Source organism: Paenibacillus sp. J22FR5, from assembly GCF_059691975.1.
Window position 1 is genome coordinate 112,445 of sequence record NZ_JCAUAN010000020.1, and the last position, 17,204, is coordinate 129,648.

12 protein-coding genes are annotated in these 17,204 nt (G+C 46.0%); 1 reads left to right on the forward strand and 11 read right to left on the reverse strand.

All coding sequences use genetic code 11. The features are described 5' to 3' along the window. Positions 1-45: 45 nt before the first annotated feature. The 11 genes from AC58P7_RS22635 to ltrA form a co-directional block, all read right to left on the reverse strand. A complete protein-coding gene (locus tag AC58P7_RS22635; RefSeq protein WP_497346873.1) occupies positions 46-3,255 on the reverse strand; it encodes a 3-keto-alpha-glucoside-1,2-lyase-like domain-containing protein in 3,210 nt (1,069 codons plus the stop codon). A gap of 467 nt (positions 3,256-3,722) precedes the next feature. Further along, positions 3,723-4,634 carry a transposase gene (locus tag AC58P7_RS22640; protein ID WP_497346875.1) on the reverse strand — a complete coding sequence of 304 codons (912 nt, stop codon included), beginning with the start codon at positions 4,632-4,634 and terminating at the stop codon, positions 3,723-3,725. Between the two features lie 149 nt (positions 4,635-4,783). After that, the gene (locus tag AC58P7_RS22645; RefSeq protein ID WP_497346877.1) at positions 4,784-5,911 is read right to left on the reverse strand and encodes a glycoside hydrolase family 88 protein; all 1,128 of its coding nucleotides are present in this window, start codon (positions 5,909-5,911) and stop codon (positions 4,784-4,786) included. A 21-nt stretch (positions 5,912-5,932) separates the two neighbouring features. Next, positions 5,933-7,759: a heparinase II/III domain-containing protein gene (locus tag AC58P7_RS22650; RefSeq protein ID WP_497346879.1), complete on the reverse strand. Its 1,827-nt coding sequence runs from the start codon at positions 7,757-7,759 to the stop codon at positions 5,933-5,935. A 165-nt stretch (positions 7,760-7,924) separates the two neighbouring features. After that, a complete protein-coding gene (locus AC58P7_RS22655; protein WP_497346881.1) occupies positions 7,925-9,298 on the reverse strand; it encodes an ABC transporter substrate-binding protein in 1,374 nt (457 codons plus the stop codon). Positions 9,299-9,423: 125 nt separating this feature from the next. After that, positions 9,424-11,046, reverse strand: coding sequence for a response regulator transcription factor (locus tag AC58P7_RS22660; protein ID WP_497346883.1), 1,623 nt, complete (start codon positions 11,044-11,046; stop codon positions 9,424-9,426). Then, positions 11,039-12,853, reverse strand: coding sequence for a cache domain-containing sensor histidine kinase (locus AC58P7_RS22665; RefSeq protein ID WP_497346885.1), 1,815 nt, complete (start codon positions 12,851-12,853; stop codon positions 11,039-11,041). The genes AC58P7_RS22660 and AC58P7_RS22665 overlap by 8 nt, the downstream gene beginning before the upstream one ends. Before the next feature lie 136 nt (positions 12,854-12,989). Beyond that, a complete protein-coding gene (locus AC58P7_RS22670; RefSeq protein WP_497346887.1) occupies positions 12,990-13,823 on the reverse strand; it encodes a carbohydrate ABC transporter permease in 834 nt (277 codons plus the stop codon). 18 nt (positions 13,824-13,841) lie between these two features. Beyond that, positions 13,842-14,777, reverse strand: a complete 936-nt coding sequence (locus AC58P7_RS22675; protein ID WP_497346889.1) for a carbohydrate ABC transporter permease — start codon at positions 14,775-14,777, stop codon at positions 13,842-13,844. A 340-nt stretch (positions 14,778-15,117) separates the two neighbouring features. Continuing rightward, positions 15,118-15,390 carry a group II intron maturase-specific domain-containing protein gene (locus AC58P7_RS22680; RefSeq protein WP_497346891.1) on the reverse strand — a complete coding sequence of 91 codons (273 nt, stop codon included), beginning with the start codon at positions 15,388-15,390 and terminating at the stop codon, positions 15,118-15,120. Next, positions 15,387-16,388 (reverse strand): group II intron reverse transcriptase/maturase, encoded by a 1,002-nt coding sequence (gene ltrA / locus AC58P7_RS22685; protein ID WP_497346893.1) that lies wholly within the window; start codon positions 16,386-16,388, stop codon positions 15,387-15,389. The genes AC58P7_RS22680 and ltrA overlap by 4 nt, the downstream gene beginning before the upstream one ends. A 655-nt stretch (positions 16,389-17,043) precedes the next feature. Between ltrA and tnpA the strand changes: the two genes are divergently transcribed. Continuing rightward, positions 17,044-17,204 (forward strand): IS66 family insertion sequence element accessory protein TnpA (gene tnpA / locus AC58P7_RS22690; protein ID WP_497346909.1); only part of this gene is annotated, 161 nt, incomplete at its 3' end.

A 17,204-nucleotide genomic window follows, 5' to 3' on the forward strand; every position in this document is an offset into this window, starting at 1 on the left:
CGACCGGCCTCTTGACCATTTACCGAAACTTACTTAGCCTCCGTACTAATTGATTACATCAATCCTATCTGCCGTAATAATATTACCGGATGAGCTTGCATTTTTTGTACCTGTTACTCTGACCTTCACTGTATGTTGTCCAGCCGTCAAGACAGAACTCGTATAGATAAGCACATTATCCGATCTGGTTGAAGCATAGGTGTCTACCAGAGTCTCTGTCCCACCATCGATGGATATAGCAGCAATACCTTGATTTGAAGCTTTAGCAGTAAATACCTTAACCTGAGTACCGTTGAAGCTTAACTGGTAATAATTATTCGTAACACTACTCCAATGGTTGTCATTATTGTACGCCCCACTCTGTGTACCATAACTCCATATAGTATTATATTGATATTGGTTATTACTTGTTCCCGTTGTGTTGTCATTTACTGTGACTGGTGTTATGACGTCCATCCTGTCTGCCGTAATCGTATAACCGGATGAGCTTGCATTTTTTGTACCTGTGACTCTGACCTTTACCGTATGTTGTCCAGGCGACAACTCAGGGCTTGTATAGATAAGAGCGTTATCCGCTCTGGTTGAAGCATAGGTATCCACCAGCGTCTCAGCCCCGCCATCGATGGATATGCCTGCAATACCGTGACCGGAATTTTTTGCGGTATACACCTTAACCTGAGTACCATTGAAGTTCATCTGGTAATAATTATCCGTCACGCTGCTCCAGTGATTGTCTCCCTTGTATGCTCCGCCCTGTGAACCGGAGCTCCATGCAGAGTTATACAGATACTGGTTATTATTTGCTCCCATCGTATTGTCATTCACCGCCACTGTGGATACAGGCGTTGCCGAATTAATGCTTTCTGCTTCAGCGTAGTCAACAACGATCGTTCCGGTTTTTACCACTAGCTTAAAGATATGGGAGCCTGCGGCAAGTCCGTAATTACTGTATAGAACATTCCTATTCTTTGTCGCTGTGGACGCTGTATTGATCGTTGTCTGCAAGACGCCATCAATATAGACATCTGCCGTACCGCCGGAGCTGTTCTTGATGCCTACAAGACTGACTTGAGTTCCATTGAAGGAGAACTCTAAAGTTGCATTCGCTGTGCTTGAACTGCTCTTCGTCCGATGCAGCTCGGTATAGCTGGTATTTATTTCGTTATTCCAATTCCCGATAGAGTATGTTAAATAACCGGTGTCTTCGTCATCTACCTGATTAACAAATGCCAAGGTATTCGCATCAATCGCTTCAATCTTGAAATTGTCATACATGACATTAGGCCATGTGCTGGAACTGGTCGTATCAGATGCAATGGCGGCATTCCCTGAAGAGAATGTATCGTCCGTTACGGTTGTTATGAGTACACCGTCTACATACCCCGTTATCGTCGTTCCATTGGCCGCAATCTTCACATTGTGCCAATTCGCGTTATTATACCCTGTTATCGTACCGGATGACAGGGTTGTTACTGTTCCACCGGTTGATTTTCTTAAGGCCCAGCTTCCATCTCCGCGAAGCATCATAGAATACCCTTCGGGGTGTGTGTTAGCAGCAGCAAGAACATCCACTTCAACGATCCTTGCATACACACCGGCAAAAGATGACGTGTCAGGTATTTTAACATCTGAACTCACCTGATAATTCGCATGATTAAGAGCTCCGATAACACTAAACGGCTTCTGATTATTTCCCTGGAGCCAAGCTGTCGGTTTCGTGTTGACAACCTGCTTCAGGACCTTTCCTCCTGCACCGTCATCCGCTACTTCAAAAGCTCCGTTCTGGTCGTAGAAATATTTCGGTTGATCACCAATGGCATAGCTTGAAAAATTATCGGTATATGGCAAGCTTATGTCACTATTAGCCGGTATCGAATTTGAAGGAGTACCTTTTTGCTGGCCTGTCGTGGTGGTAAGCGAATACATCGATTGTGCAGGTACAGTAATCGTAAAAGAACCGCTGCTTGGAGTAATGGATGTCTTCTGTACAAACTGAGAATTCCGGTCGGTTGCCCAAACATTCAACGCAGCGGTTGACAGGTTCGTTGTATTGAAAGTATAAGTTTGGTTAAAGGCTCCAGCATTCACAAGTACAATACTGTAATTGTTGGATGTAGAATCTTTAAATGTTACATAATTACTATCCGCATCAACTGCACCCGAACCGCTGTCAAGTATTTTCCAGCCAACATCGGCAAACTGGGTGAATTGAGCCGTCAACCACAGGTCTGGATGAATGTCATAGTGGCCTGACCATGGAGTACTGGCGGTAAGTATACCTTTACGCTGGTATTTGATGTTTTCATACACGCTGTCGAGCGCCGGTTGAAACATCCACATGGACTGCTTACCGGTGGACAGGGCCGTCGCAATTCTTCTCGCAACCCAAATCCCTCTGCTCCAATCCATCATAGGAGTGTCACTTTCCGAATTGAAAAGAGGCATGCCCGAGCTTTGCGCTGCGGATGTGCTTGAGTCTGTATAATGTGCAGACTGTGCAAAAACAGCAGCCTTCAAGGCAGCATCCGAGTTTATAGCAGAAGCAGCGCTCCATTTGGTATTGGTATCATCAGCAATGACAATCTTCGATGTGTACCCTCCTGCATCCAAGGCCGGTTTAAAGGTGTTTTTCACAAAATTACCTAATGATGTTGTGTAATTATCTTCATTGACTCCAGGTCCGATAAAGTCGACCGGTGTCCCATTGGCAGACATTAAATCCAGATAACTTAGAAGGTAGTTGGACTTTAATGTATCAGTATTTACCCAAGCAGGCGTAGCCCATCGCAATGCCGCGTACTGCATGTTTGCATTTCTGAGCTTCGCCTGGCTTGCAATCCAGAAGTTAACTCCCCTTGCGACAGGAGTGTCCGCCTGGTTTCTCCAGTGCGAAGGTTCAGTACCACTGGAAGTATTGCTGTCTCCCCCAATTTCATTCTTTACCATTTGCAAGCTCGCCCCAAATTTGGGTTTAAATAAGAAGTCCAGAATGTCACTTTGCTGATTCGCCGGATAATCCTGCAACAGCTTTGACGAGCCGCTGGAATTCACCATGCCGATTCCATAGAAGGTTCTGGAAGTCCCGTTTCCATCGATATTTATTGTCGTAGCAGCGTTGGCTGTTGTCGGTATGATAAGATTCGTCATAAGAAGGGTCGTGACGAAAGCAAACGAAAGGATCTTTTTTGCCGGCTTTGTGCGACTGCTTGTTGTACAATTGCGATGAACGATTTTTGAAATTTTACTTTCCAACATAAATTTAACCTCCTAGTATTGCCATAACCTATTTCATGGCATAAAATGGATAAGTTACTTGAATAATATATCCAAAATTCTAAAATTCAATCATTATCGCCGTCAATTTGTAAGCGGTTTCATTTCATGCAATTCAGACTGTTACTGTTGCAGCTAACAATAAAAACGGAAACAGCCTAGCTATGCTTTTTCTCATTATTACATTACCTCCTCTTTGGATTACTTTTTTAATACGGGTGACATGTTTATCATACTTGAAAATTCAATGACAGTTATACCGTTATTTCGACCACTTTCTTTATTATTTTTACTAGATCACTTAATATTCTGACATCCGGTCAACCATCGCGACTGTTCCCCATTTACAACCAATCTGATTAGCGCGGGAAACACAACTCGCAAAATTTTTTCACATTTCCGCGGTGACTGAACCGTTTTCAGCCCGAAAAAAAACTACGACGGAACAATCAACGAACATCCGAAGTTTGATCCCATTGCTCCTCCAATTGTTGCAGAAAAGTGAAGGGATTGCGATTAAACTGTCTACGTTGAACGCCTTCGGATAAGCGTTCGCTCCACCTTAGGCCGCGCATGCTCTTTTTCAGTTCCATTTTGAGCTTTCGATCTGCATCCACGACAGGCTTGGCAATGTCTTTCAGATAATGGTACTGGAAGTACTGATACGGAACGTCGGGCAAGAGCGATTCGAAAGCCCGCCGGATGGAAACTTGTCCGTCGCTTACAATACCTACGATGGGATACCCCAGTTCGATAATTGGATCAATAAGCGTACGCAGTTCGGCAGCAGCTCCGCTCTTCATGTTCTGAGCCGCGAGAATCGTACCGCTGAATACTTCGCGAATGACATATAGCATCTGATTTCCTTTCTCGGGTTGGACACCGTCCATGGAAAGAATGATCCCTCCGTTTTGCGCCGTGGTCTCCGCCAGACTTTGTCTAACATGATCGTCGAGACTGGCTGCCAGTAGGGTTTGATAACGCTCATATAGCGTTTGCGCGTACCGTTCGCTGGTCACAATTCCGCGTTCATTCAGCGCATCTGCAATTTCTTTACAGGTGCGATGCTGCTTGAAGCGCAGCTCACCAACGAGGCACAAAACATCGTAGCCGTAAGAAGAATGCTTCACGCTAAGTGCTTCCGCTTCTGCTGATTTATAGGTTACGCCGACGTGCGAGCAGTTTTCATTGGGACAAGAATAAGCCATGCTCCACGCGTGAACAACACCGGTTAAGGTAGAGATTTTCTTGTTCCATGCATTGTGGGAACGAGCTAATTTTTTTTCGCAATGCGGACAGTTTTTCATTTCGGGTCTGAAATAAACTTTTGGTGCAGCGCCGAGGCGATTTTTCGAAAGCATAATGGGGTCACTCCTGTCAAATTCTTCTCCCTATGCATTCGACATACTGAAGGAAAATCCTGTTAGATAATTGTGCTGTCGTAGAAAAAAAAGACTGTCTCAATGTCATTTCTGACTTTAAGCAGCCTTTTCTGTATTTCAATTATACCTTACCAAAACAATTCACCGTGTCCTAGTAAACGGGATAACCCTTCTACGAAATAATAATCACCATAGATGAGCGGAACATCCACATTCTTGCCCTCCGGGTAATGACTGGTGCCATGAAGGATTAACCCTTCTTCCGTCTCTGAATCCCAAGTGCCATAGTTCGTATACAACGAATGTAAAATACGTTCACCCGCTTGGCGGTAGAGGGTGCTTTCTTGGCCGCTCACCTGTTCAGCGAGTAGCAGCAAACCGCAGGCGGCGCAGGAGCCTGCCGAAGAATCACGGTAAGCCTTGATACCCTCCGGCAAACGGAAGTCCCAATGCGGCACGTGATCCTCCGGCAAGTTGGCGATAAAGAAGTGCGCTGCGCGCTTGGCGGCATGCAGATATCGCTCATCTCCCGTATGGAGATGACTCAAGGCCATGCCGTAGATCGCCCACGAACTGCCTCGCGACCAAGCGGACGTAGGCGCGAAGCCCTGTCCGCCATTCACTTCGAGCTGCTCGCCGGTGTGCGGATCGAAGATCACGATATGGTTGACGGAGCCATCCGGACGGATGAAACGCCCCAGCGCCATATCGGCATGCCGCACGGCGATCTGCTTGTACCGCGGGTCTCCGGTTGTAGCGGAGGCCCAGTGCAGCAGCGGCAGGTTCATCATACAATCGATGATGGCCCAGCCGGCATTGTCTTCCCCTTCGCGCCATGGATTCCAGGCACGAATGAAGTTCCCCTGCGCGTTAAACCGTGCAGCCAACAGATTGGCCGCAAGCAAGCCGCGGCGCTTCGAATCCTCTGCGCCAAGCAACTTGTAGCGCGCAACGCTCGTCAATGTCCACATAAAGCCGATATCGTGATCTAAACGGTAGTAATCTGTGATGACCTGATCCAGCTGCTGCTCACAAGACTCTGCTAACAGCTTCAGTTGTTCGTCTTTGGTCTCGCGATACAAAAGCCACAGCAGTCCTGGCCAAAAGCCGGCCGTCCACCAGTAGGCAGGCTCCAGCTTATACTCACCTTGAACGCTGGCATGCGGAAAGCCGTCTCCGATCCGTTTGCTTGTTCTTGCTACCTTGGCAACCGTTTTCTGCCAAGCCTCTTGCACCCACTCCGATTGTCTGTTCATTCTAGTCCACTTCCTATTTTTTTATTGAAACTGGCATATAAAAGATGCTGATAACTCTAATAGTATCTGACCACTTGGCTTTAATGTGAAATCAAGTGCATAACAAGTCCGTTGCTGTCCATAGTGATCGTCGTGGACAAATGATTCGACCGACCAGTCAAACAGACTTTGGTCGTAAGCAATATAAAGCTGCGCCTTATCCGATGGCGCAATCAATATCCGCCCATCCTCCGCTTGCTGAGGTGGATACCATGTCATAAAGCGCTCCACCAGTGTGGTTAGACCCTTCGCGAACCCAAAGCTGTCCGACACTTCGAGGGTCGGCGGCTCCGACTTGCGCCAAGTAAAGCTTCGCACCAACTCTCTTACCATCTCAGTGCCATAGCTACTTGAGAAGTCTAACGTCAGCACATCTTGCTCTTCTGTGCTGAGGATCTCCAGCACCTGTGCTCGATGTGCCGCTCCAGCCTTCTGATACAAGCCATCTATGATCGGAACTGAGTGGCCTTGGGAGCCATTGCATAGTATCTCGTACCGCTCTGGGCCAAAATACGCCCGAGTATATCGTCCGCTCCCCAAGTCGGCGAGCAGCGTCTCTCCCTGTGCATAGAGCAGAAAATGCCCAATATCGTTATGATTGTGCGGTTCATCGTTATGGCCGCCTTTAGCTGCAAATACGTAAGCCCCTTGCGGCTGCATTTGTCTGGAAACCAGCCACTCCGCATCAGATAAATAGTAGGATGCCGTGTGCCATGGACTGCCTCCTGCTTCTTCACGAGACCAAAGCAAATTCCGCAACGCCGGTGCCCAGCGGCTGCAATGATCATCCCTGTATACGGCACGCAGCGAAAGCTCAGGATGCTCTAGCTCCGGATAAAGCTGCTTCAGATAGCCGCTTAATCCCATGAAGATCCCGGCTTCCCCATGCGAGTCGGAGAAATTCACAACCTTGCGTCCATGCATGAAGCATTTCTGCTGGAACAAGGCAATTTGGCGTACCTTGTCGTCTTGGAGCCAGTCCACGGCTCCGTCGGTACGCCGTTGAATCAGATCTGCGGCATACGTAAAGTAGCCGAAGCCGTACTGCCAGTACATGTACCCTTCGGTACAGGCTCCGTCTTCATCAAAGCCGCTCAGGTACGAGTCCAGTGCTGGGATCGCTCGTCCAAGCACAGCGGCGAGCTCTTCCACATCCTGCAGCGTGTATATCGCTGCAGCGGCAATTGAGCCTCCGCAGACTGAGGCCCAGTTGTGCGTAGCGGTCTCCCAGCCACTGGGAGCCTGCGTCACGAAGGGCCGCAGCACGCGGCGCAGCACTTCTTCGCGGATTCGTACGCGAAGCAATGATGGCAGTGCATCGCCCAGCAGTACGCTGATCTCACTCAGTGCGAAGGCCGTCTCCGCCGAGAAAAGATCAATCGTGAACCCTTCCCCAACACCGGCAGTCCGCATCTCCGGCCCCTGCAAAATATGCGCAGGCAAACACCAGGTGTATTCTTCCAAAATAGACCATATCGTATCATGAAGAGCATCTGTATAGACACCCTTCTCATCCTCTAACCAAGCTAATAAACCAAACGTCGTCAAGCGATTCCGACGACGAAAATACACATGCTCGTACTCAATCCGTGAACCCTGCTGCGCATATAAGCGGAATAAGGAGTAGCTAAGCTCCGTCATCGATTCCTGAAGCAGCTTGGCTCCCTCTATGTGTATCTCCTCCACGAGCTGTATGCTAATCTCTCCTCTCAGCAAGCGCGTTTTCACTTGCTCGGAAGTTTCTCCGGCAAACAACAGCTGGGATGGATCCATTTTCACCGCGTGAAGCGCTGTTTTCAAACTTCCCATGTTACTTAATGGTACATTCACCGGAATACGACCCACTTTCTTGAATAAAATGTGTTTAATGCGTCTGTCCTCCGGTCGTTTTTCACATACCGTTGTTCATCAGTTAACAAACAGGGAGAACCGAAGTTCTCCCTGTTTGTGCCATTTGTTTGACTATACCAGAAACTACTTCTTAGCAGAATCAATAATTTTTTGTGTGCGTTCTTGCGAGTTTTTGATCATCGAATCCAAGTTTTGCTTATCTAGAATAAGTTTCTCATATTCTTCATTGAGCACTTTATAGACGTCCGCTTGGTAAGTTGAAGGAGGCACCAATTTGGATGCTCTTGCATTCGTCAATACAGTGATCAGCGACTCTCTGTCCACTTTTTCCGGATTTTTCGTGCCTTTAAGAATCGTGTCTACGATTTGGCCGAGTTGATCATTTTTCACTTTGGACCAGGATGGTACATATTTCCCTTGAACAAGGATACCGTCTGTCGTCAGGTAACGAATGAACTGGTAGGCCTCTTGCGGATGCTTCGCTTTGGCAGAAACCGCGTAGAAGTCCGTTGTCACCATGGAATAGCCGCTTGGATCCGAAGCATTGTTTTTAGGAAATGGAGCTACAGCCGCGTTAAAGTTAAGCGGGTACTGCTCCGTACCACCGATTTCTGAGTTCATCCAGCTGCCGATTACGATCAAGCTTGCGCTTTGGTTAAAGAACTGTGGACGGTAGTGCAGCTTTTGTGAAATCATGTCTGTATAAGGTGTTGAGGATTTATCCACTTTCTCCATTTGGTAACGCATCTCAACGGATTTGCGGAAAAGAGGATTGTCCAAATTGGACTTACCGTCTGCTTTTAAATAATCACTGTTATCTGGTTGATTTGCCATCGCTAGACGCATGAATTCAAGCCAGCCGCCGCCTTGAGGACCATGGAAATACGTACCGTAACGTTTCGTCGGGCCATCGCCTTTGGTTAACTTTTTAGCGTAATCTTGGAATTCCGTCCATGTCCAGTCTTTCGGAACTTCCAGACCGGCTTCCTTCAAATGGTCTTTATTCACGAGCACGTACCAAGGGTTGAATTTCCCTGGGAGCGCGTAGTATTTACCATTAAGCTGCGTATCTACTTTATATTCTTCTGACTCTTTATAGCCTTCTTTGTTGATATATTCGTCGAGCGGAGCAACCATGCCCAAAGCTACACGCTGAGCGTACATACCTGCTTCACTGAACATCATAACATCCATATCTTCACCGGATGCCGCCGATAGATCCAGCTTCTTCGCGTATTCTTGGGTATCCCCTTTTTCACTTAGGTTGATAAGATCAACCTTAATGTTCGGGTTTTTAGCTTGGAAACCATCGATGATTTTACTCCAGTTCTGTTGAGCTTCGCTGCCGAAAGCATGAAATTTAATCGTAACCGGTTTCGCAGCCGCTGTTGCTGCAGCTGTTGTTGTTGCAGCCGTTTCTGGTTTAGCTGCACCACACCCAGCCAACATGGAGATTGTAACAGCTCCACAAACGATGCTTGTTATCATTTTTTTCATAGTGACCCTCCTATATTTAGTTTACTAAAACGCTTACTTCTCATTTACATCCCTATTATAACAAGGGGGGAAATCGAACTGATCACGCGATCTTTACTATTATCGACGTTATTTTGACTTCTATGCTATAGCTGCTTCGTCTCCGCTAATCCGCGATATTCGAGAGGTGTCATTCCAGCGATGGTTCTGAACATTTTGATGAAATAGCTATGATTATCGTAGCCTAGTGATTCACAAATTTTGGACACCGTCATATTCGTTTGATCCAGAAGCTCCTTAGCACGTTCCACCTTCATCCGATTCACGTACTCAATGAATGTCTCCCCTGTCTCCTTCTTAAATAATCGGCTGAAATAGCTCGGGTTCAGAAACAACTGCTCAGATACTTCATCAAGTGAGATTTTCTTGTTCAAATGAAGGGAGACATATTGGCAGGCATTCAGTACCTCCGTACGCTTGCTCAGAACTTTCACATCCTCAGCCACAATGAAAAAGGATGAAAAGAAATGAACCATCCATTCCCCCATTTCCTCCAAGGTATCCATCTCAAGCAGTTCTTTATGGAGAATCTCCACGGAAAAATGGTTCCGAAACAGCTGCATGCTCTTCAGCTTCAGCTTCAAATCCAACACGAGCTTTAAGATCCAATCCCTAACCGTATCCGGAGGATAACGATGCTCCCGCAAATAAGACAACCACTGCTCCACCATCGGCTGCACTTTGCTAGGATTGCTTTCGATCAGCATTTCCCGGAGCGCCGTCACCGCCTCGTCGTAGACCACAAATAAATCCTGCCCGGAGTAAGTCATTACCATCCACTTCTCGATTGCTTTGGGTTCCATATAAAACCGCTGTCCGTTAGCACCTAACAGGCCATTTAACTCCTGTTTGACTTCGGATGGGGTTGAGCTGATTTTGCCGATGATAAAAGAAATCTTGATTTTCAATGTCTTCTCAACCGCATGTTGAAGTTTAGCTAATAGAGGTAAGGCTTTATCGAAGGGGTTGGTCTTAATCCCAATAGGTGCAGGAATCAAAATGAAAGAGCGCAGGACGTCATAAGCAAAATGAACAGCTTCCCGATCTCCGCTCTTCAGCACCTCTTCCATAATGTTATTCATAGCGAAGCGCAGCACATCGTCGCTAACGAAACGCTGACGGGCAAGCCGCTGTCCATCTATATAACAGGCTACCGGCAAACAAGTCCGACCAACGAGATTGAACCCGAAGGATTCGGCTTCCCGCATCCAAGAGGCTTCGTCCAGCACAGGTTCATGAATGGTGGCTCTTAGGAACGTCTCTTTATGCTGCTCCCGATTGCGATCTACCAAATGCCGCAGCTGATTTTGCCGTTCCCGGGTATGTTTTTCTTCGTCCAGGCTGATTTTGAACTGTTTCAACAGCTTCTCCAAATCCTCAGGGTTAAGTGTATCTTTGAGCATATATTCCTGCACATTGAGCTTCATCGCTTGCTGTGCGGAGTGGAATTCATTATGACACGATAGAATGGCGACTCGGATAGTCGGATGCATGTCCTTCAACTCACGAATCAACTCCAAACCGTTCATGCGGGGCATCCCGATATCGGTCACGACGATGTCAGGCATATCCAAGATCGCAGCTTCCATCGCCACTGCGCCATTTTCATAAAGTCCAACCAGCTCCATTTCAAGCTTCTCCCAATTTATAGCGCCCGAAAGCAGCTCCAGCACGGGATAGTCATCGTCAACGAGCATCACTTTATACATCTTCCTGTACCTCCTCTTGCTTGGGAATCAGTAAGGTCACAGATGTTCCTATTCCCTCGACGCTGTCCACTTCCATGCGATAGGCATCCCCGAAGGTAATTCTCATCCGTTCATTCACGTTCGGTAATCCGATACTGGAGAACCCTTTCTTCTTGTCGGTTTCTATGGGCTCCATCTCTTCCGAGCGTGCAAGCAGCTTACTCCTTAAGAGCTCAAGTGAGTTCTGATCCATACCTTGTCCGTTGTCACGGATGGAAATTCGGATATAGCCCTCTTCTAGGTGCGCTTCCAGCGTAATCGTGCCGGATTGCTGATTGAAACCGTGGATCAACGCATTTTCGATGATCGGTTGTAAGAAAAACCGAGGAACACGCTCCATGAACACATCCGCTTCAATGTCCGTATCCAGCGCTACTTTTTCCTTCTGCCGCATATTCATCAGCGTCATATAATCCATGACAATATCCACTTCATCGTGCAGCAGAATATAGGCTTTATCCTGAATGGTCATTCGCATGAGTTTGGATAGCGAGCTGATCATATCGGCGCTCTCCCGATCCCCTTTGCCAAGCACCTTCATCCGGATCGAATTCAGCACATTGAACAAGAAATGAGGATTGATCTGCGCCTGCAACATATCCAGCTCCGCTTTGCGCTTCCTCGCTTGCGTTCGTGTCACTTCTATAATCATGTCAGAGATGTGATCGAGCATTTGGTCAAACGATTTTCCAAGCCGACCGATTTCATCCTGACCTCGGATAGCACTGCGCAGATGGAGATTTCCTTGTTGGATTGAGGTAGCGACTTTATCCAGCTTCACCAACGGTCTTGTATAGGTGCGAATCGCCATCATCAACAAAATGAAAAACAAAATGAACGATACGACCTGAAGTATGAACACATTTTCAAAAATACCATTTATGGTTCCCACGGCTTTACTATAGGGAATGAGCGAAACCAGCTTCCAGCCGTTCATAGGAAATTCTCGTTTGGAAATCAAATAATTCTGATGATCAATTTCAACGATTTCGGGAGACTTTCGGTTCTGCTGTTTTAAATAAGGGAAAGCCTCGCCAATCCTCGAACTATCGGCATGGGAAAGGATGCGATCTTCTTTATCGAGCAGCAGAATCTCCTGACCTTGACTTTTGGCTAATTCTTTAAAATAATTACCGATTTTTCTTTCCAAAATTGTCACCACAATGAACCCATTCTGATCTTGCAATGATCTAGCCACTGTTAATTGGTATGGGCTATCATCTTTATCTTGCAAAAATTCGGTCGGTGCTGCGCCCACCCAGAATGAATCAATTCCCCTCAAGGTCCGTACTTTCTTGATCCAGAACTCCTTCAGTAATCCCGTTGGATCATAATCCGATACCCAATAGTTCGTGAAATAGGTCCCATTGTTGAGGAACACCGTTACAAAGTTCTTTTCTCCTGCGCTTGTCTCCCCTGCCCCGGTTATGGTCTCTAGTTTGGTTAAAACCTCCTGTCGGGCTCTGAATTCTTCATACGAAGGATTGTTCATATCACCACTTTTCAAATTGAAATCTTGAAAAGTCATATTCATGCCCATGTCGTATTGGATGTAATTCATAATATACAGCATATTTTTGAGCGTCCCCGTCACATGGCCGTCCACCAGCTGCAGCGTCTGCTGCGCATTCAAGACAGCCTGATCTTTGACCGCATCGCGGGTTAAATAGTTATAGATAATCAGCGTAAGAAGTGCGGGTATTAAGATGCAGACGATGGAGGCCGCGGTCAGCTTGCCGCGAAACGATTTAATTGAAAATTTGGTCATCACCAGCAATAACGCCCCTTTTTACAATGAAATGAATAGCAAAAGAGGAAGCCTAAGCTCTTCCTCTTCTCCTCATTATATACGATTGTATCGCCGACAAAAAACGACATCCACATGGATCTCTATTTTTCTTTGATTAACCCTTCACGCCGCCTAGCGCAATGCCTTCAATAACACTCTTCTGTCCAATGATAAAGATGATTAAGAGCGGAATGATGGCCGATACTGCAGCCGCCATAATCAGGGAGTAGTATTCCCCATTCAGAGAGGCAAATTTCTGCATCGCCAGCGGAATCGTGAATAATTTATCCGAACGCAGGAAGATTAGGGCATTTTGGTAGTCATTCCATGTCCAAATGAAGCGTAGGATCGCATATGTTGCAACCGCCGGCCGAACAAGTGGGAACGCAATTTCCCAAAAAATCAGCCAGTGGCCCGCTCCATCGATTTTCGCCGATTCCAGATACTCATTGTGAATGCTCATGAAAAATTGGCGCAGCATGAATGTTCCGAGAACACTGAAACAGCCGATAAGAACAAGACCGAAGTGATTATTAAACAAACCAATATTGCGGTACAAAATGAACTGCGGAATCAAAATCGCTTGGCTTGGCACCATGTAGGTCACCAAAACGATTAGGAACAGCCATTTGCCAGCTTTGAATTCCACTTTGGAAAAGCCGTACGCCGCCATCGCGGAAACGATACACGAAATGAATGTCGTGATCACAGATACTTTAATGGAATTCCAGTAGTAAAGATAAAACGGATTTTCACCAAACCAAACTTCTTTGTAATTCGCGATAGCGTTCCATTGCGACGGAATCCATTCGATCGGATATTTGAACACATCCGTTTCCAATTTAAAGGAGGCGGAAAGCATCCAGAAGAAGGGGAGCAGGAAGATAAGACTTATGATGAACAAAAGGATTGTGGCAGCAAGCTTTGATAAGTTAAACCGTTCTTTCATGAGAAGTTCCTCCTCCGATTAGTAATTGACCCATTTCTTTTGTCCCGCCCACTGCAGGAACGTGATGAATAGTACACAGACGAATAAGATGACAGCCATCGAGGAAGCATATCCTACACGAAGGTTAACAAATGCCGTATCGTACAAGTACCAGACGATCATACTCGTTGAGTTAATCGGGCCACCCGAGGTCAGCACTGCGATTAAATCGAACACTTTGAAAGTGGAAATAATACCTGTGACCAGTAAGAAAAAGGATGTCGGCGACAAAATCGGAAACGTAATCCGGCGGAAACGAACCCAAGCGTTAGCGCCGTCGATTTCTGCTGCTTCATAAAGATCTCTGGGAATGGATTGCAGACCAGCCATGTAAATAATCATATTAAAGCCGATTGAAATCCACACGGAAATCATCATCACCGAGGATAAGGCGAAAGCCGGATCCGCGATCCATTTCGGTGGGTTATCAAACCCTAGTGACATTAAAAACTGATTGACCGGACCAGCAGATGGATGGAAGAGAACCTGCCAAACAACCGCTACTGCAACGACACTGGAGATATACGGCATGAAATAGGCCACTTTGAAAAAGCCTTTCCAATATACGTTCTTATTGATAATAATGGCTAAAATCAGTGAGACGGTCATGTAAATTGGTACGGTTAGGACGAAAATCAGGTTATTTTTCAGGGATTTGATGAAAATGGCATCTCCGAACAGCTTCGTAAAGTTTTCCATCCCGACCCATTTCAATCCACTCATACCGGCGACGAAGTTCCAGTCCGCAAAGCTAAGAACGAACGTAGCTATAATCGGGAGCAGCGTCAGTACCGTTACGCCGATAAGCATGGGACTGACAAATAGAAAGCCAGCAAAGTTTTCTTGACGACGGCGGACATTACGTTTATTATGAATGGGCTTGTCTTGTGTAAGCACTTCTGTTGTTGTAGACATAATATCCTTCACCTCTTACTTGATGTTTGATTTGCTTGTATATCCTCATTATAGAGAATGAGAAGAAGGTAAGTATAACGTTATTTTGATTTTTCCGTCTCTTATCTTGACCAAATAGTTGCACCTGACGCAGCAGGGGTATAGTTTTTTATGAAAACAGATCGAATAGCAACACTGAGAGGTTGGAAAGCATTATTATGAGTCCTAAGGCAAAGCCATTACATCTTGTACCCCCAGATCGGAGAGCAGGCGCCGTATCTATGGTCGAGTAGACCGGAGGAATTTCGCCCCCAGTCTCTCACAGAACCGAACGTGAAGGTCTCCCTTCATTCGGCTCTTGTTATCCAATCGCGGGCAGTAGCCCTATCTGCCAATGGTAGAAGAGATTTGGGTTGTACTGTGCAATACGTTTCAGAAATCTCATTGCTCTGAGTGTGCTCCCTTTCATCGACTTGTATTTGGACTTCGTCCATCTGGCTACGGTGAGATTTACATAGGTAAGAATTCTTTTGGCAGTTCCAGCCGCAAATTTCGAGAAGTAGTTAAACCAACCACGAATAACCGGATTTATCAACTTGGCTAAATCCTCAATGGAAACAGATTTATTGCTCATACGGATGTTTCGAATACGATCTCGCAGGACCTGTCCGGCATCTTTGCTGACTGCCGGTGAAAACCCATTGAAAATTCCCCTCGTTTGTTTTTAATATATCGGTTGCGAAACGTATATCCTAGGAATGTGAAATCTTCATACTCATGTATCCCTTGGTATCTATCACTCTTGCAATATACGATTCTAGTCTTATCCGGGTGAATTTCCAATTTGCACGTTCTCATTCGACCACTCAACTCGTTCAAGAGTTGCTCCGCTTCCCGTTTCGTCCAACAGTGTATGACTCCATCGTCGGCATACCTAGCCCAAGGATTTCTTGGATTCTTTCTCTCCATCCACAGATCAAAGGCATAGTGCATAAACAGATTTGCAAGTATTGGACTGATGACTCCTCCCTGTGGAGTTCCGGAAATCCGCTCTTTGACGATACCATTTGGCATCAGTATAGGTGCACCTAGAAAACGTTCGATGTATAAAATCATCCATTTGTTATCTGTATGCTTTCGAACAGCTTTCATCATTAGTTCATGATCAATATGATCAAATAAACCTACAATGTCGAATTCAATTAGCCAAGGCATCTTCCAACATCTTTGACGAACTGTACCTACTGCATCAGTAGCTGATCGGTTTGGTCTATATCCATAGGAATCTTCGCAGAAAATGGGTTCCACTAGTGGTTCAAAATTAAGGCGGACTACCATTTGCGCTATTCTGTCCGTTATAGTGGGCACACCTAAGAGTCGCATCTTTCCGTTTTTCTTTGGTATCTCTACACCCTTGACTGCCTCTGGCATGTAACTTCCTGTGGACATTCTGTTCCATACTTTGTACAAGTTGTTTTTCAAATTCTTCTCGAATGCTGTAAAATCCATACCATCAATGCCGGGAGCACCTCGATTCGCTTTGACACGTTTGTATGCTTCGAACACTTGATGTTTAGAAATCTCAAACGATTTTCCTTCTTTCATAAAATCCTCCCATTTCTGGTTGTTCAATTCAAGAATTATGGATAACAGAACCCCTTCGCTCCACTGCCATTACGGCAGATTCATCACTACTATGGGTTCTTCCGCATCTAAACCCCACATCTCTACTTTCACCCTCGTCGTTTTATCGCTTGGGTTTTTCGATTTTCATTAGGGTTCAGACTTCTCCTGTTCCTTGTAAGAGCCTGCATCATGCTCCTGTAACCTCTACGCCGACGATCATCTAGCCAGTAATCAGGTTTCCGCTAGACTTTGTCCCAGTGACCGCTTAAAATCTCTGGTTTTGATCGTACTTCGTCTTAACGACGTTTCATCAGTTCTTCACTTTCGTTCAGCTTCATGATGCGTACCTGACCAATTCATTTTGGCCTTTTCCAATTGCGCTCAGCACCACAACTTTTGATTGTAGCACCCACTGGCGGTTTAGAATCTACACCTGAATGTCGATTCTGAGGGACCAACCCTCATCTCTTCCAAAGCATGAAAAGTTGCTTATTCCCCCTTTCATTGCAACTTTTCTTCAGGACACACTAAGCGTCAAATCGTCCACACCTTACAAACTCCCCCTATTCATGAGAAGATGATGGCATCCTAAGAAAAACAGGAGGTTGCTTCATGTCCCTAAAAGAACAACGCCAATACGAGTGGGAAGTCCACGTCTCAGATTTCAAGACTCAAAATGACTCATTGGTGCGCCGCCAACCATGTAGACCTGGAACAAATGAAATATTGGATACGTAAATTCAAAAATGCCGCGATCTCATCTACTCTTTCTTCGGCTCAAACCTTCATTCCACTCACCGCAATCGAATCTGCCACTCGTAC